Raw genomic sequence first — 15812 nt, 5'->3', positions numbered from 1 at the left:
TTGTGAATGGTTTGAGGAGTTTTTCCAAGTAAAGAGGCGATTTCTCTATTTGATTTCCCTTCCTTTTTCCATCGTTCGATTAAGCGACGGCTATCGATTGTCAAATGTTTGGCTTTTGTAGTATAATGGTTTTGCATCTCTGTGCCTTTCTTGTGTTTGTGATTGAACAACAAGTATAACACAGAGGTGTTTTCTTATGCCTAGAAGAGCTTTCATTCGACAAGAGGAACCCTTGAAGCAGTTTTGTCAGCTAAACCAAGGCTAATCTTAGCCTTGGCTTGTTAGCCTAACAGCATCAAGCCTCTTATCAAATGAAATCGAGTGCTAGCTATCAGCTAGTTGAACCATCTAATTTTTAGGAGGGCTGGGTGGCTAACTTCATTATAGAACTTTCAATTATCACATTCGAATCACAATAAATAAAAAAATCTTCCAATTCCCTTGCAAAAATGAAGAAAGTGTGATAACATAGTACGGTATGTAGTGCTAGCACATCCGCTATATTAGATTTAATAGGAGGAAAACACAATGGCTAAAGTATGTTACTTTACAGGTCGTAAGACTGTATCAGGAAACAACCGTTCACACGCGATGAACCAAACAAAACGTGCCGTAAAACCAAACCTTCAAAAAGTTACTGTTCTTATCGATGGTAAACCTAAAAAAGTTTGGGCTTCAGCTCGCGCTTTGAAATCAGGTAAAGTTGAACGCGTTTAATAATAAAAGCAAGGAGACCTCAGGGTCTTTTTCTTTTGACATAGTGAAAAGATCATTTTAAAAGCAGAGTAAATATCCGCTGATACAGTATTCTGCTTTTACACTTGGGCTGAAATATGATAAAATAGAGTATCAACTAGTTGAGGTAAAAAGGATGACTGTAAAAATTAATACAAAAGATGGTCAAATCGAACTAACAGATGAAGTGATTGCAACCGTCGTAGGTGGAGCAGCAACTGAAATTTTTGGTGTGGTCGGTATGGCTAGTAAAAATGCCCTCAAAGATAATTTCCAAGCCCTTCTAGGTAAGGAAAATTATTCCAAAGGTGTCGTCGTAAAGGCAGCCGAAGATGGAAGCATTGCAGTTGATGTGTATACCGTGTTAAGCTACGGAACAAAGATTAGTGAAGTGTCAAAAAACATTCAAGAGCGTGTTGCCTTTAGCTTGGAAAACCAGCTTGGAATTACTGCTCAGACTGTAAATGTCTACATTCAAAATATCAAAGTTGTAGGAGAATAACCGTGTCAAAAATTACTACTAGCTTATTTCAAGAAATGGTGCAGGCTGCATCAACTCGCTTGAATAAGCAAGCTGAATATGTCAATTCATTAAACGTCTTCCCTGTTCCAGATGGAGATACTGGAACAAACATGGGGATGACCATCGAAAATGGAGCTAAAGAAGTTGCAGACAAGCCAGCTTCTACAGTTGGAGAGGTAGCGAGCATTCTTGCTAAAGGGCTTTTGATGGGTGCGCGTGGGAACTCAGGAGTTATTATGTCTCAGCTTTTCCGTGGATTTTCACAAGCCATCAAGGATAAAGACGAGTTAACAGGTCAAGACTTGGCCCTTGCCTTCCAATCAGGTGTTGAAGTTGCCTATAAGGCAGTGATGAAGCCAGTTGAAGGAACGATTTTGACAGTTTCTCGTGGGGCTGCTATCGGTGCTAAGAAAAAAGCTGAGCAAACAGATGATGCTGTTGAAGTCATGCGCGCAGCCTTGGAAGGTGCTAAAACAGCTCTAACTAAAACGCCAGACATGCTTCCAGTATTGAAGGAAGTTGGCGTTGTGGACTCAGGTGGTCAAGGATTGGTCTTTATCTACGAAGGTTTCCTTTCTGCCCTTACTGGTGAATATATTGCATCTGAGGACTTTGTAGCGACTCCTGCCAATATGAGTGAAATGATCAATGCAGAGCACCACAAGTCTGTGGCTGGTCATGTGGCGACTGAGGATATCACCTTTGGTTACTGTACTGAAATCATGGTAGCTCTTAAGCAAGGTCCAACCTATGCCAAAGATTTTGACTACGATGAATTCCGTAACTACTTGAATGAACTTGGAGATTCTCTCCTCGTTGTCAATGATGATGAAATCGTCAAAGTCCATGTCCATACAGAAGATCCAGGACTTGTCATGCAAGAAGGTCTAAAATATGGTAGCTTGGTCAAGGTAAAAGTTGACAATATGCGTAACCAACACGAAGCACAGATTGAGAAAGAAACTGCCCAAGTTAGCAAGCCAGCTGAAGAAAAAGAGTATGCTTTGATTGCTGTGGTGGCTGGTAAAGGTCTAGCAGATATCTTCCGTTCTCAAGGTGTGGATTATGTTATCGAAGGCGGTCAAACCATGAACCCTTCAACAGAAGACTTTATCAAGGCTGTTGAACAGGTCAATGCCCGTAACATCATCTTCCTGCCAAATAACAAGAATATCTTCATGGCAGCTCAATCTGCGGCAGAAGTTTTGGAGCAACCAGCAGTAGTGGTAGAGGCTCGCACTCTTCCTCAAGGTTTGACAAGTCTTCTTGCCTTTGATTCAAGCAAGTCCATTGAAGAAAACCAAGAGCGTATGACAGCTGCTCTTAGTGATGTCGTTAGCGGAAGCGTCACAACAGCCGTGCGTGATACAACGATCGATGGTTTAGAAATCCATGAAAACGATAATCTAGGTATGGTGGATGGGAAAATCCTCGTGTCAAACCCTGACATGCACCAAACCTTGGCAGAAACTTTGAAACATATGTTGGATGAAGACAGTGAAATCGTAACCTTCTATGTCGGTGAAGACGGAAGCGAAGAACTTGCCAATGAAATCGCTCAAGAAATCGCAGAAGAATTTGAGGATCTTGAAGTTGAAATCCACCAAGGTCAACAACCTGTTTACCCCTATCTATTTAGTGTGGAATAAGAGCCGATTAATGAAGGACTGAGAAATCAGTTCTTTTTCTTTTTTAGCAAATGAAAACGGTATCTTTTTAATAAAAACAAAAATAACATTCATAAATAAACGTTAAAATAGAAAATTCAGAAAATTTCTTCTTTTCTCTTGAAAATTTTTAAAAAAATGGTATGATAGTAACAAGTTATTTTTAAGAGGAAAGAAAGGGGAACAATGGAGAAAATCAGTTTAGAATCTCCTAAGACGGGTTCGGACCTAGTTTTGGAAACACTTCGTGATTTAGGAATTGATACCATCTTTGGTTATCCTGGTGGTGCAGTCTTGCCTTTTTATGATGCGATATATAATTTTAAAGGTATTCACCACATTCTAGGGCGCCATGAGCAAGGTTGTTTACATGAAGCTGAAGGTTATGCCAAATCAACTGGAAAGTTGGGTGTTGCCGTCGTCACTAGTGGACCAGGAGCAACAAATGCCATTACAGGGATTGCGGATGCCATGAGCGATAGTGTTCCCCTTTTGGTCTTTACAGGTCAGGTAGGGCGAGCAGGGATTGGGAAGGATGCCTTTCAGGAGGCAGACATCGTAGGAATTACCATGCCAATCACTAAGTACAATTACCAAGTTCGTGAGACAGCTGATATTCCGCGTATCATTACGGAAGCTGTCCATATCGCAACTACAGGTCGACCAGGGCCAGTCGTAATTGACCTACCTAAAGACGTATCTGCTTTAGAAACAGACTTCATCTATTCACCAGAAGTGAACCTACCAAGCTATCAGCCGACTCTTGAACCAAATGATATGCAAATCAAGAAAATCTTGAAGCAATTGTCCAAGGCTAAAAAGCCAGTCTTGTTAGCTGGTGGTGGAATTAGTTATGCTGAGGCTGCGGCAGAATTAAATGAATTTGCAGAACGCTATCAAATTCCAGTCGTAACAACTCTCTTAGGTCAAGGAACAATTGCAACGACTCACCCACTCTTCCTTGGAATGGGGGGGATGCACGGTTCTTTCGCAGCGAATATTGCAATGACAGAGACGGACTTTATGATTAGTATTGGCTCTCGTTTTGATGACCGTTTGACAGGAAATCCAAAGACTTTTGCTAAGAATTCTAAGGTTGCCCATATTGATATTGACCCAGCCGAGATTGGCAAGATTATCAGTGCAGATATTCCTGTAGTTGGAGATGCTAAGAAAGCCTTGCAAATGTTGCTAGCAGAACCGACAGTTCATAACAATACTGAGAAATGGATTGAGAAAGTTACTAAAGACAAGAACCGTGTTCGTTCTTATGATAAGAAAGAGCGTGTGGTTCAACCGCAAGCAGTTATTGAACGCATTGGTGAATTGACGAATGGAGATGCCATTGTGGTAACAGATGTTGGTCAACACCAAATGTGGACAGCCCAGTATTATCCCTACCAAAATGAACGTCAGTTAGTGACTTCAGGTGGTTTAGGAACCATGGGATTCGGAATTCCAGCAGCAATCGGGGCTAAAATTGCTAACCCAGATAAGGAAGTAGTCTTGTTTGTTGGGGATGGTGGTTTCCAAATGACCAACCAGGAGTTGGCTATTTTGAATATTTACAAAGTGCCAATCAAGGTGGTTATGCTGAACAATCATTCACTTGGCATGGTTCGCCAGTGGCAGGAATCCTTCTATGAAGGAAGAACATCAGAGTCGGTCTTTGATACCCTTCCTGATTTCCAATTGATGGCGCAGGCTTATGGTATTAAAAACTATAAGTTTGACAATCCTGAGACCTTGGCTCAAGACCTTGAAGTCATCACTGAGCATGTTCCTATGCTAATTGAGGTAGATATTTCTCGTAAGGAACAGGTGTTACCAATGGTACCGGCTGGTAAGAGTAATCATGAGATGTTGGGGGTGAAGTTCCATGCGTAGAATGTTAACAGCAAAACTACAAAATCGTTCAGGAGTCCTCAATCGCTTTACAGGTGTCTTATCTCGTCGTCAGGTTAATATTGAAAGCATCTCTGTTGGAGCAACAGAAGATCCGAATGTATCGCGTATCACCATTATTATTGATGTTGCTTCTCATGATGAAGTGGAGCAAATTATCAAGCAACTCAATCGTCAGATTGATGTGATTCGCATTCGTGATATTACAGACAAGCCTCATTTGGAGCGCGAGGTGATTTTGGTTAAGATGTCAGCGCCAGCTGAGAAGCGAGCTGAGATTCTAGCGATTATTCAACCTTTCCGTGCAACAGTGGTAGACGTAGCGCCAAGCTCGATTACCATTCAGATGACAGGAAATGCTGAAAAGAGTGAAGCTCTATTACGAGTCATTCGACCGTACGGTATTCGCAATATTGCTCGAACGGGTGCAACTGGATTTACCCGTGACTAAAAATCCAACTTAAATTTGTTAAACCAGCCTAAAAGGCAATAAATGATAGAAAAGAGAGAAAAACTATGGCAGTTCAAATGGAATACGAAAAAGATGTTAAAGTAGCAGCACTTGACGGTAAAAAAATCGCCGTTATCGGTTATGGTTCACAAGGACATGCGCATGCTCAAAACTTGCGTGACTCAGGTCGCGATGTCATCATCGGTGTACGTCCAGGTAAATCTTTTGACAAAGCAAAAGAAGATGGATTTGACACTTACACAGTAGCAGAAGCAACTAAATTGGCTGATGTTATCATGATTTTGGCACCAGACGAAATCCAACAAGAATTGTACGAAGCGGAAATCGCTCCAAACTTGGAAGCTGGGAATGCAGTTGGATTTGCTCATGGTTTCAACATTCACTTCGAATTTATCAAAGTTCCTGCGGATGTAGATGTCTTTATGTGTGCTCCTAAAGGACCAGGGCACTTGGTACGCCGTACTTACGAAGAAGGATTTGGTGTACCAGCTCTTTACGCAGTATACCAAGATGCAACAGGAAATGCGAAAAACATTGCTATGGACTGGTGTAAAGGTGTTGGAGCAGCTCGTGTAGGTCTTCTTGAAACAACATACAAAGAAGAAACTGAAGAAGATTTGTTTGGTGAACAAGCTGTACTTTGTGGTGGTTTGACTGCCCTTATCGAAGCAGGTTTCGAAGTCTTGACAGAAGCAGGTTACGCTCCAGAATTGGCTTACTTTGAAGTTCTTCACGAAATGAAATTGATCGTTGACTTGATCTATGAAGGTGGATTCAAGAAAATGCGTCAATCTATTTCAAACACTGCTGAATACGGTGACTATGTATCAGGTCCACGTGTGATTACTGAGCAAGTTAAAGAAAATATGAAAGCTGTCTTGGCAGACATCCAAAATGGTAAATTTGCAAATGACTTTGTAAATGACTATAAAGCTGGACGTCCAAAATTGACTGCTTACCGTGAACAAGCAGCTAACCTTGAAATTGAAAAAGTTGGTGCAGAATTGCGTAAAGCAATGCCTTTCGTTGGTAAAAACGACGATGATGCATTCAAAATCTATAACTAATTAGAAAGCAAAGAATTTTGCTTAAAATAGTAGCTTCAGCTATTCGTGGGATATTAGATATACTTATTTAGGGGTTGAAATCATATGAATATTACCAATTTGTTTTCTATCAAGACAGGATGTGATGAAACTGATAGGCAACTGCAAAAATTATTTTTTCAGTTGGATTTACAATTGGGAGAATTGACAGATCAACTAAGAAAATTAGATTCTAATTTTGTTTCTCGTAGTCAATTTGTAGACACGCTGGATTTGAATGATGTAGAATATAAAGAAGTTTTAAACTATTTTATCTTCCATCGTAATGATAGTGAAGAAAGTTTGGCAGAATGGTTATATGATTGGATTTCCACAAATCGTTATGAACTTCCTAAAGAGTTTTCAATTCGTATGGCTCATAAATATCATGAAAGTGTTGCTGAAGTTTTTGGAGATGAATAACTAAAAAAACAGTCATTAGTGACTGTTTTTTATAGAAAAAGAGGTTTTATATGTTAAGTTCAAAAGATATTATCAAGGCTCATAAGGTCTTGAATGGTGTGGTTGTGAATACCCCACTGGATTACGACCATTATTTATCGGAGAAGTATGGTGCTAAGATTTATTTGAAAAAAGAAAATGCCCAGCGTGTTCGTTCCTTTAAAATTCGTGGTGCCTATTATGCTATTTCTCAGCTCAGCAAGGAAGAACGTGAGCGTGGGGTAGTCTGTGCTTCTGCGGGAAATCATGCGCAGGGAGTTGCCTATACTTGTAATGAGATGAAAATTCCTGCTACTATTTTTATGCCCATTACCACTCCGCAACAAAAGATTGGTCAGGTTCGCTTTTTTGGTGGGGATTTTGTAACCATTAAACTAGTTGGAGATACCTTTGATGCCTCAGCCAAAGCAGCTCAAGAATTTACAGTCTCTGAAAATCGTACCTTTATTGCTCCCTTTGATGATACTCATGTCCAAGCGGGTCAAGGAACAGTTGCTTATGAGATTTTAGAAGAAGCTCGAAAAGAATCGATTGACTTTGATGCTGTCTTGGTCCCTGTTGGTGGTGGCGGTCTCATTGCCGGGATTTCTACCTATATCAAGGAAACAAGTCCAGAAATTGAAGTCATTGGGGTAGAGGCTAATGGAGCGCGTTCCATGAAAGCTGCTTTTGAAGCTGGTGGACCTGTTAAACTCAAAGAAATTGACAAATTTGCGGATGGGATTGCTGTGCAAAAGGTAGGACAGTTGACCTATGAAGCAACGCGTCAACATGTTCAAACTTTGGTAGGTGTCGATGAGGGATTGATTTCTGAAACTTTGATTGACCTCTACTCTAAGCAAGGGATTGTTGCAGAACCTGCTGGAGCAGCTAGTATCGCCTCTTTAGAGGTTTTAGCTGAATATATCAAGGGGAAAACCATTTGTTGTATCATTTCTGGAGGGAATAATGATATCAACCGTATGCCAGAAATGGAAGAGCGTGCCTTGATTTATGATGGGATCAAACATTACTTTGTGGTCAATTTCCCACAGCGTCCAGGAGCTTTGCGTGAGTTTGTAAATGATATCTTGGGGCCAAATGATGATATCACCCGTTTTGAGTATATCAAGCGAGCTAGTAAGGGAACAGGTCCAGTATTGATTGGGATCGCTTTGGCAGATAAGCATGATTATGCAGGCTTAATTCGTCGAATGGAAGGTTTTGATCCAGCTTATATTAACTTAAATGGGAATGAAACGCTCTATAATATGCTTGTCTGAGGACTAATAAAAAAATATCATATTATTTGCACAACTAATGTATAGGTGTTATAATGATAGTGAAGAAAGGGGGCGATTCCTATGGTTTTAGGAAGCTTATCGTGCTATTTCTACTACAACTCACTATAACACCTATTATTTTCGATTCTGTTTATATTAAGGCGGCAGAATTACTTACTATATATAAGGAAATTTTTTGAAATCCCCAATTGTATATATCCCTAATTTGAGATTTCTCTAAATATAATAGGAATCAAAAAAAATAATCAATGTTTGTGAGATGACTGCTAGGTGAGTTGGTCGAAAAACTCGTGAGATAGACAATAGTGCTAGACATGCAATAGCTAGTGATACTGATTTTAAATGACTAGCTGGAAAGTGGGTATGTAATCAGAAGATGCAAGATTGTACAAAGTAAGTAGTACCGGTTGTGAAATGGATAAGATATAGATAAGGACAGGAAAGGAACCAAAGAAGGAGAAAGAAAACGGAATGATTTAGAGATAGTGAGGAGTGAAAGACTATCTTTAGTGGGCTTGTTGATTTAAAAGGAATAGATAGAATGAAATAGTAAATCCTGTCTATCCTATTAAGAAACTGGTATTCAGCATACGTGAATATTTTTACAAATTTAAAGTTTAATAATGCAATTGTTTTTTAGGAGCATACTGATGGGTTATAGTAAGCGGAAAACTATATATTATCGGCTTTAAAAAGGAAGTAAGAAGATTCTGGGTCATTTATTTTATTGAATATATGTTTTTTTATTGACAAAAGTAGTAAAAACGTATACAATTAAGTATTGTAAAGAAGAAAATAGGAGAAAAACATGGCTAAGTCAAACTTTGAAAAAGTAGAATCAGTTGTTGGCTGGGTTCGTGATAAGAAAATCACAGGCTACCGTATCTCTAAGGAAACGAATGCGCGTGAAATGTCTATCATTGCTCTGGCGCAGGGTCGTGCAAAAGTAAAAAATATTTCATTTGAAACAGCCCTAGGCCTAATTGATTTCTATGAAAAAAATCATGAAAAATTTGAAGATTAATCTTTGGATAACGGCGGATTCTTGACCCTCAAGTAGTAGAGATAGAGAATCTGCCTTTTCATTTTGAGGACAGCAAAAAGACTGCACGGTTGAGGCAGCCTTTTCTTTTTATTTGAGATAGCGTTGAAGGAATTCTTTTGTACGGTCTTCTTTAGGATTGGTGAAGAGATCTTCTGGTTTGCCTTCTTCAGCAATCACACCCTTATCCATAAAGATAACACGGTGAGAGACATCACGGGCGAATTCCATTTCGTGGGTTACGACAATCATGGTCAAGCCTTCCTGAGCCAGATCTTGCATGATTTTGAGGACTTCTCCAACCATTTCTGGATCGAGAGCTGATGTTGGTTCATCAAAGAGAATAGCGTCCGGATTCATGGAGAGGGCACGAGCGATGGCCACACGTTGTTTTTGACCCCCTGAGAGTTGTCTTGGCTTCGCTTGCCAGTAGCGTTCTCCCATGCCGACTTTTTCTAGGTTTTCTTTGGCAGTCTTTTCAGCTTCTGTGCGTTCGCGTTTAAGGACAGTTGTCTGAGCGACAATTGTGTTTTCAAGCACGTTGAGATTTTCAAAGAGGTTAAAGGATTGGAACACCATCCCCAACTTTTCACGGTATTGCGTGAGGTCATAGCCTTTTTCGAGGACATTTTGTCCATGATAAAGGATTTGTCCATCAGTTGGTGTTTCAAGTAGGTTGATGGAGCGTAGGAAGGTCGATTTCCCGCTTCCAGAGCTTCCGATGATAGAGATTACCTCTCCCTTGTGGACAGTGAGTGAAATGTCTTTTAGCACTTCGTTTTGGCCATAGGATTTTTTGAGGTGTTTAATTTCAAGGATTGCTTGTGTCATTATTTAAAATCCTCCGTTTGTATTTGGTTAGCACCTGTAGTATAGGTATCCATGTCCATTCTGCGTTCGATGAAGCGTAGGATACGTGTTACAGTGAAGGTGAGGACAAAGTAAATCACGGCGATGATTGTAAATGTCTGGAAGTATTGATAGGTTTGAGTTGCCACGGTATTTCCTGAGAAATAAAGTTCGACAACAGAGATAACGTTCAATACAGATGTATCTTTGATATTGATGACAAATTCATTACCAGTTGCAGGTAGGATGTTACGGACAACCTGAGGCAGGACAATCTTACGCATGGTTTGGTTATGGGTCATACCAAGAGCAGTAGCAGCTTCAAATTGTCCCTTGTCAACTGCTAGGATACCACCACGGACGATTTCAGTCATGTAGGCACCAGTGTTAATCGAAACGATGAAGATAGCAGCCAGTGTGCGATCAAGGTTGATACCGAAAGCTTGGGCAGTTCCATAGTAGATAACCATCGATTGAACGATCATTGGCGTACCACGGAAAATTTCAATGTAGACATTGAGGATCCAGCCGACTAGTTTTTGTAGGCTATAAATGGCTTTATTTTCAGAGAGAGGAGCAGTACGGAAAACACCAATGGCAAGTCCAATAATGAGACCTGTGATAGTTCCGACGATAGAGATTAAAAGGGTGACACCCGCACCACGCAAGAGTTGTTGCCAGTTTTCAGAAAGAATTTTAGCGACTTGGCTGAAGAAACTACTGCTAGTCTCTTCAGTTGTTGTAGATTCGGCAGGTTGTTCCTTGATCATACGATCCATCAAGGCAACTTGGTCATCTTTTGAAATGGTTTCGATGCTGGCATTGATTTGGCTAATACGATTGTCATCTTTACGAAGTCCAATGGCGATAGCTGTATCTTCTTCCCCAGTTTTGAAACCTGGTTCTACTTGGACCATCTTGAACTTAGAGTTAGCAGCTTCAGCAGTCAGAGCTTCTGGGCGTTCAGAAACATAGGCATCGATGACACCAGCCTCAAGAGCTTGGCGCATTTGAGCGAAGTCTCCCATAGCTGTTTCTTTTTTAGCACCTAAGATTTGTGCAATCAAGTCGTAGAGGTAGACACCTTGTTGAGAAGTGATTTTCGCACCATTAAAGTCATCCAAAGATTTAGCATTTGCGTAGGCAGAATCTTTTTTGATAAGCAAAACTGGTTCGCTAGTGTAGTAACTGCTTGAAAAGGCAATTTCTTGTTTACGCTCGGCAGTAGGACTCATACCTGCGATAATCATGTCAATCTTACCAGAAGTAAGGGCAGGGACTAGACCTTCCCACTTGGTTTTAACAACCAAAGGTTCTTTACCTAAGTCCTTAGCGATTTTCTTGGCGATTTGAACATCGTATCCGTTGGCATACTGGTTGGTTCCATCGATTTTGACAGCTCCATTGCTATCATCATCCTGGGTCCAGTTAAAGGGGGCATATGCTGCTTCCATCCCGATGCGTAAATATTCATCGGCTTGAGCAACATTGACAAGTCCTAGCATCAGCAAGAGACTTGTGAAAATAGATAAGTATATTTTTCTCATGATTTCTCCTATTCTAATCTATTAAAAAATAACTGTCTCCTATTTTATCGAAAAATGCGTAATTTTTCAACATAAGTAAGCCTTTACTTACGAAAAAATGCTATAATGATAAGAAAGATAAAAAGGGGGCTTAGTTGATGAAAAAAACTTTTTTCTTACTGATGTTTGGCTTGTTTTGCCTTCTGCCACTTTCTGTTTTCGCCATTGATTTCAAGATAAACTCTTATCAAGGGGATTTGTATATTCATGCAGACAATACGGCAGAATTTAGACAAAAGATAGTTTATCAGTTTGAGGAGGACTTTAAGGGCCAAATCGTGGGACTTGGACGTGCTGGCAAGATGCCTAGTGGATTTGACATTGATCCTCATCCAAAGGTTCAGGCTGCGAAAAATGGTGCTGAACTAGCAGACGTTACGAGCGAAGTGACAGAAGAAGCGAATGGTTATACTGTGAGAGTCTATAATCCAGGCCAGGAAGGCGACACAGTTGAAGTTGAGCTTACATGGAACTTAAAAAATTTGCTTTTCCTATATGATGACATTGCTGAATTAAATTGGCAACCTTTAACAGATAGTTCAGGGGCTATTGGCAAGTTTGAATTTCATGTAAGGGGAGACAAGGGAGCTGAAAAACTCTTTTTCCATACAGGGAAACTTTTTAGAGAGGGAACGATTGAAAAGAGTAGCCTTGATTATACTATTCGTTTGGACAATCTTCCGGCTAAGCGTGGAGTTGAATTGCATGCCTATTGGCCTCGAACTGATTTTGCTAGCGCTAGGGATCAGGGATTGAAAGGAAATCATTTAGAAGAATTTAATAAGGTAGAAGACTCGATTGTTAAAGAAAAAGAGCAAAGTAAACAACTCCTTACTTGGGTCTTACCTTCGATACTTTCTATCTCCTTGTTATTGAGTGTCTGCTTCTATTTTATCTATAGAAGAAAGACCACTCCTTCAGTCAAATATGCCAAAAATCATCGTCTCTATGAACCACCAATGGAATTAGAGCCTATGGTTTTATCAGAGGCTGTCTACTCGACCTCCTTGGAGGAAGTGAGTCCCTTGGTCAAGGGGGCTGGCAAATTCACCTTTGACCAACTTATTCAAGCTACCTTGCTAGATGTGATAGACCGTGGAAATGTCTCTATCATTTCAGAAGGAGATGCAGTTGGTTTGAGGCTAGTAAAAGAAGATGGTTTGTCAAGCTTTGAGAAAGACTGTCTAAATCTGGCTTTTTCAGGCAAAAAAGAAGAAACTCTTTCCAATTTGTTTGCGGATTACAAGGTATCTGATAGTCTTTATCGTAGAGCAAAAGTCTCTGATGAAAAACGGATTCAAGCAAAGGGGCGTCAGCTTAAATCTTCTTTCGAAGCAGTATTAAAAGAGATGCAAGAAGGGGTCAGAGACAGGGTTTTCTTCTGGGGGCTCCCAGATTACTATCGTCCTTTAACTGGTGGGGAAAAGGCCTTGCAAGTGGGTATGGGACTCTCCACTATCTTGCCCCTATTTATTGGATTTGGTTTGTTCTTGTACAGTTTGGACGTTTATGGCTATCTTTACCTCCCCTTGCCAATACTTGGTTTTCTAGGTTTGGTTTTGGCTGTTTTCTATTATTGGAAGCTTCGATTAGATAATCGTGATGGTGTCCTAAATGAAGCAGGAGCAGAGGTCTACTATCTCTGGACCAGTTTTGAAAATATGTTGCGTGAGATTGCGCGATTGGATCAGGCTGAATTGGAAAGTATTGTGGTCTGGAATCGCCTCTTGGTCTATGCGACCTTATTTGGCTATGCGGACAAGGTCAGCCATTTGATGAAGGTTCATCAGATTCAAGTGGAAAATCCAGATATCAACCTCTATGTAGCTTATGGCTGGCACAGTATGTTTTATCATTCAAGCGCGCAAATGAGCCATTATGCCAGTGTCGCAAATACAGCAAGTACCTACTCTGTATCTTCTGGAAGTGGAAGTTCTGGCGGTGGTTTCTCTGGAGGCGGAGGTGGTGGAAGTATCGGTGCCTTTTAAAGAGAACTGCCATAGATTGAAAAATATGCTATAATGGAAGATAGAAAAAGGAGTAATCTATGTATCTTATTGAAATTTTAAAATCTATCTTCTTCGGGATTGTTGAAGGAATTACGGAATGGTTGCCGATTTCCAGTACAGGTCACTTGATTTTAGCAGAGGAATTTATCCAATACCAAAATCAAAACGAAGCCTTTATTTCCATGTTTAATGTCGTGATTCAGCTTGGTGCGATTTTGGCGGTCATGGTAATCTACTTTAACAAGCTCAATCCTTTCAAACCGACTAAGGACAAGCAGGAAGTTCGTAAGACTTGGAGACTATGGCTGAAGGTCTTGATTGCGACCTTGCCTTTACTTGCCGTCTTTAAGTTTGATGATTGGTTTGATACCCACTTCCATAACATGGTTTCTGTTGCTCTCATGTTGATTATCTATGGGATTGCCTTTATCTATTTGGAAAAACGTAATAAAGCGCGTGCTATCGAGCCAAGTGTGACAGAGTTGGACAAGCTTCCTTATACAACAGCTTTCTATATCGGACTCTTCCAAGTTCTTGCCCTTTTACCAGGGACAAGCCGTTCTGGAGCTACAATCGTCGGTGGTTTGTTAAATGGAACCAGTCGTTCAGTTGTGACAGAATTTACCTTCTATCTAGGGATTCCTGTTATGTTTGGAGCTAGTGCCTTAAAGATTTTCAAATTTTTGAAAGCAGGACAGCTCTTGAGCTTTGGACAATTGTTCTTGCTCTTGGTTGCGATGGGAGTCGCTTTTGCAGTCAGCATGGTGGCTATTCGCTTTTTGACAAGTTATGTGAAAAAACACGATTTTACCCTTTTTGGTAAATACCGCATCGTGCTTGGTAGTGTCTTGCTACTTTACAGTTTTGTCCGTTTATTTGTATAAGAAAAACCTTGAAGGGGCAGCTCTTCAAGGTTTTATACTCTTTGAAAATCTCTTCAGACCGCGTCAGCTCTATCTGCAACCTCAAAACAGTGTTTTGAGCAGCCTGCGGCTAGCTTCCTAGTTTGCTCTTTGATTTTCATTGAGTTTCAAAATCCAGTCACGGTAATCCCCAGCAGGCGGACACCTCTTTCTTTCTCGCTTAATTCTTCATAGAGTTGTAGGGCTATTTGGCTTATCTGGCTAGCATCCTGTGTTTTTTGAGCTAGACTTTTTCGTTTAGTGAGAGTTGAAAAGTCCTCGTAGCGGATTTTCAAAATGACAATTTTTCCAGATTTTTCTTGTTGACTGAGATTGAGAGCGACTCTTTCTGATAGAAGAGTCAGCTCTTTTTTGATATCTTCCTCGGCACGGAGAATCTTCCCATAGGTTTTCTCCTTCCCGATTGACTTACGGATGCGATTGGATTTGACTGGGGAATTGTGGATGCCACGAGCCTTTCGATAAAGGTCATAACCCAGTCTACCAAAACGATCTATTAGGGTCACTTCAGGGACTTCAAGTAGGTCAGCGCCAGTAAAAACGCCCATTTGATGAAGACGTTCTACAGTCTTTTTTCCTACTCCATGAAACTTGGAAATATCCATTTGTTTGAGGAAATCCTCAGCTTGGTCAGGTAGAATCACTGTCAAACCATGTGGTTTTTGATAATCACTGGCCATTTTAGCCAAGAATTTGTTGTAAGAAACGCCAGCAGAAGCAGTTAGATGGAGTTCTTGCCAGATATCCTCTTGAATGAGGCGAGCAATTTTGACCGCTGACTTGATCTCGAGTTTATTTTCTGTCACATCCAAATAGGCTTCGTCAATGCTCATGGGTTCTATTAAATCTGTATAGCGCTTAAAGATAGCTCGAATCTGGAGTCCCACAGCTTTGTATTTCTCATAATTCCCCGAGATGAAGACGGCCTGGGGACAACGCTCATAGGCTTCCTTAGAGCTCATGGCTGAATGGATACCAAAAGCTCGTGCCTCATAGCTACAGGTAGAAACGACTCCCCGCCCACCTGTTTGCCGAGGGTCACTGCCGATAATGACAGGTTTTCCTCTGAGTTTAGGATTATCTCTGATTTCCACCGCAGCAAAAAAGGCATCCATGTCAATATGGATGATTTTTCTTGACAAATCATTTAACAAAGGAAAAATCAACATGCCTAGCCCCCTTTTTACCGCTTATTTTCTTTTATTATACCCTTTTTTCTGAAAAAAAGAAAAAAGGACTTTATTTTTTCAAAAATATAATACAGTTTGAAA

General features: G+C 40.5%; 15 protein-coding genes. 11 read left to right on the top strand and 4 right to left on the bottom strand.

Going from position 1 to position 15812, the window contains the following annotated elements; genetic code table 11:
- On the bottom strand, positions 1–137 hold a 137-nt coding region (locus tag HT709_RS04115), incomplete at its 3' end, for a helix-turn-helix domain-containing protein (protein ID WP_172925542.1).
- 391 nt (positions 138–528) lie between these two features.
- On the opposite strand from HT709_RS04115, the gene rpmB reads away from it, so the two are divergent.
- The 9 genes from rpmB (at position 529) to HT709_RS04070 (ending at position 9156) form a co-directional block, all read left to right on the top strand.
- Positions 529–717, top strand: a complete 189-nt coding sequence (gene rpmB / locus HT709_RS04110; RefSeq protein ID WP_001140948.1) for a 50S ribosomal protein L28 — start codon at positions 529–531, stop codon at positions 715–717.
- 154 nt (positions 718–871) lie between these two features.
- Complete coding sequence (locus HT709_RS04105; protein ID WP_000216436.1) at positions 872–1237, top strand: Asp23/Gls24 family envelope stress response protein; 366 nt, start codon at positions 872–874, stop codon at positions 1235–1237.
- A 2-nt stretch (positions 1238–1239) separates the two neighbouring features.
- Positions 1240–2907 (top strand): DAK2 domain-containing protein, encoded by a 1668-nt coding sequence (locus HT709_RS04100; RefSeq protein ID WP_172925541.1) that lies wholly within the window; start codon positions 1240–1242, stop codon positions 2905–2907.
- Positions 2908–3111: 204 nt separating this feature from the next.
- Positions 3112–4812, top strand: a complete 1701-nt coding sequence (locus tag HT709_RS04095; protein ID WP_000411733.1) for an acetolactate synthase large subunit — start codon at positions 3112–3114, stop codon at positions 4810–4812.
- The gene (gene ilvN, locus HT709_RS04090) at positions 4805–5281 is read left to right on the top strand and encodes an acetolactate synthase small subunit (RefSeq protein ID WP_001253803.1); all 477 of its coding nucleotides are present in this window, start codon (positions 4805–4807) and stop codon (positions 5279–5281) included. The genes HT709_RS04095 and ilvN overlap by 8 nt, the downstream gene beginning before the upstream one ends.
- A gap of 65 nt (positions 5282–5346) precedes the next feature.
- The gene (ilvC, locus tag HT709_RS04085) at positions 5347–6369 is read left to right on the top strand and encodes a ketol-acid reductoisomerase (protein WP_000290683.1); all 1023 of its coding nucleotides are present in this window, start codon (positions 5347–5349) and stop codon (positions 6367–6369) included.
- Positions 6370–6453: 84 nt separating this feature from the next.
- Positions 6454–6810, top strand: a complete 357-nt coding sequence (locus tag HT709_RS04080; protein WP_001027903.1) for a hypothetical protein — start codon at positions 6454–6456, stop codon at positions 6808–6810.
- 50 nt (positions 6811–6860) lie between these two features.
- Complete coding sequence (gene ilvA / locus HT709_RS04075) at positions 6861–8111, top strand: threonine ammonia-lyase IlvA (protein WP_000952968.1); 1251 nt, start codon at positions 6861–6863, stop codon at positions 8109–8111.
- Between the two features lie 829 nt (positions 8112–8940).
- Positions 8941–9156, top strand: coding sequence for a hypothetical protein (locus HT709_RS04070; RefSeq protein WP_001130036.1), 216 nt, complete (start codon positions 8941–8943; stop codon positions 9154–9156).
- Positions 9157–9264: 108 nt separating this feature from the next.
- On the opposite strand, the gene HT709_RS04065 is transcribed toward HT709_RS04070, so the two are convergent.
- Together HT709_RS04065 and HT709_RS04060 are read right to left on the bottom strand one after the other, a co-directional pair.
- On the bottom strand, positions 9265–10005 hold the full coding sequence (locus HT709_RS04065) for an amino acid ABC transporter ATP-binding protein (RefSeq protein ID WP_000189488.1): 741 nt from the start codon (positions 10003–10005) through the stop codon (positions 9265–9267).
- Complete coding sequence (locus tag HT709_RS04060; protein WP_023937414.1) at positions 10005–11570, bottom strand: ABC transporter substrate-binding protein/permease; 1566 nt, start codon at positions 11568–11570, stop codon at positions 10005–10007. The genes HT709_RS04065 and HT709_RS04060 overlap by 1 nt, the downstream gene beginning before the upstream one ends.
- 137 nt (positions 11571–11707) lie before the next feature.
- On the opposite strand from HT709_RS04060, the gene HT709_RS04055 reads away from it, so the two are divergent.
- Both HT709_RS04055 and HT709_RS04050 read left to right on the top strand, forming a co-directional pair.
- Positions 11708–13597, top strand: coding sequence for a DUF2207 domain-containing protein (locus HT709_RS04055; protein ID WP_000750623.1), 1890 nt, complete (start codon positions 11708–11710; stop codon positions 13595–13597).
- A gap of 59 nt (positions 13598–13656) precedes the next feature.
- Positions 13657–14502: an undecaprenyl-diphosphate phosphatase gene (locus HT709_RS04050; protein WP_000280764.1), complete on the top strand. Its 846-nt coding sequence runs from the start codon at positions 13657–13659 to the stop codon at positions 14500–14502.
- A 146-nt stretch (positions 14503–14648) separates the two neighbouring features.
- Here the strand turns inward: HT709_RS04050 and dinB are convergent, their stop codons facing one another.
- Positions 14649–15710 (bottom strand): DNA polymerase IV, encoded by a 1062-nt coding sequence (gene dinB, locus HT709_RS04045; RefSeq protein WP_172925540.1) that lies wholly within the window; start codon positions 15708–15710, stop codon positions 14649–14651.
- Positions 15711–15812: the final 102 nt, after the last annotated feature.

Source organism: Streptococcus sp. 1343 (assembly GCF_013277355.1).
Taxonomy (GTDB): domain Bacteria; phylum Bacillota; class Bacilli; order Lactobacillales; family Streptococcaceae; genus Streptococcus; species Streptococcus pseudopneumoniae.
This window is presented reverse-complemented; position numbering and strand designations above follow the sequence as displayed.

Excerpts from the sequence above, each read along its gene's own strand:
- dinB (WP_172925540.1), bottom strand. The coding sequence starts at position 15,710 with ATGTTGATTTTTCCTTTGTTAAATGATTTGTCAAGAAAAATCATCCAT.
- ilvA (WP_000952968.1), top strand. The coding sequence starts at position 6,861 with ATGTTAAGTTCAAAAGATATTATCAAGGCTCATAAGGTCTTGAATGGT.
- HT709_RS04065 (WP_000189488.1), bottom strand. The coding sequence starts at position 10,005 with ATGACACAAGCAATCCTTGAAATTAAACACCTCAAAAAATCCTATGGC.
- HT709_RS04080 (WP_001027903.1), top strand. The coding sequence starts at position 6,454 with ATGAATATTACCAATTTGTTTTCTATCAAGACAGGATGTGATGAAACT.
- rpmB (WP_001140948.1), top strand. The coding sequence starts at position 529 with ATGGCTAAAGTATGTTACTTTACAGGTCGTAAGACTGTATCAGGAAAC.
- HT709_RS04105 (WP_000216436.1), top strand. The coding sequence starts at position 872 with ATGACTGTAAAAATTAATACAAAAGATGGTCAAATCGAACTAACAGAT.
- HT709_RS04050 (WP_000280764.1), top strand. The coding sequence starts at position 13,657 with ATGTATCTTATTGAAATTTTAAAATCTATCTTCTTCGGGATTGTTGAA.
- HT709_RS04055 (WP_000750623.1), top strand. The coding sequence starts at position 11,708 with ATGAAAAAAACTTTTTTCTTACTGATGTTTGGCTTGTTTTGCCTTCTG.
- HT709_RS04070 (WP_001130036.1), top strand. The coding sequence starts at position 8,941 with ATGGCTAAGTCAAACTTTGAAAAAGTAGAATCAGTTGTTGGCTGGGTT.
- ilvC (WP_000290683.1), top strand. The coding sequence starts at position 5,347 with ATGGCAGTTCAAATGGAATACGAAAAAGATGTTAAAGTAGCAGCACTT.
- HT709_RS04060 (WP_023937414.1), bottom strand. The coding sequence starts at position 11,570 with ATGAGAAAAATATACTTATCTATTTTCACAAGTCTCTTGCTGATGCTA.
- ilvN (WP_001253803.1), top strand. The coding sequence starts at position 4,805 with ATGCGTAGAATGTTAACAGCAAAACTACAAAATCGTTCAGGAGTCCTC.
- HT709_RS04095 (WP_000411733.1), top strand. The coding sequence starts at position 3,112 with ATGGAGAAAATCAGTTTAGAATCTCCTAAGACGGGTTCGGACCTAGTT.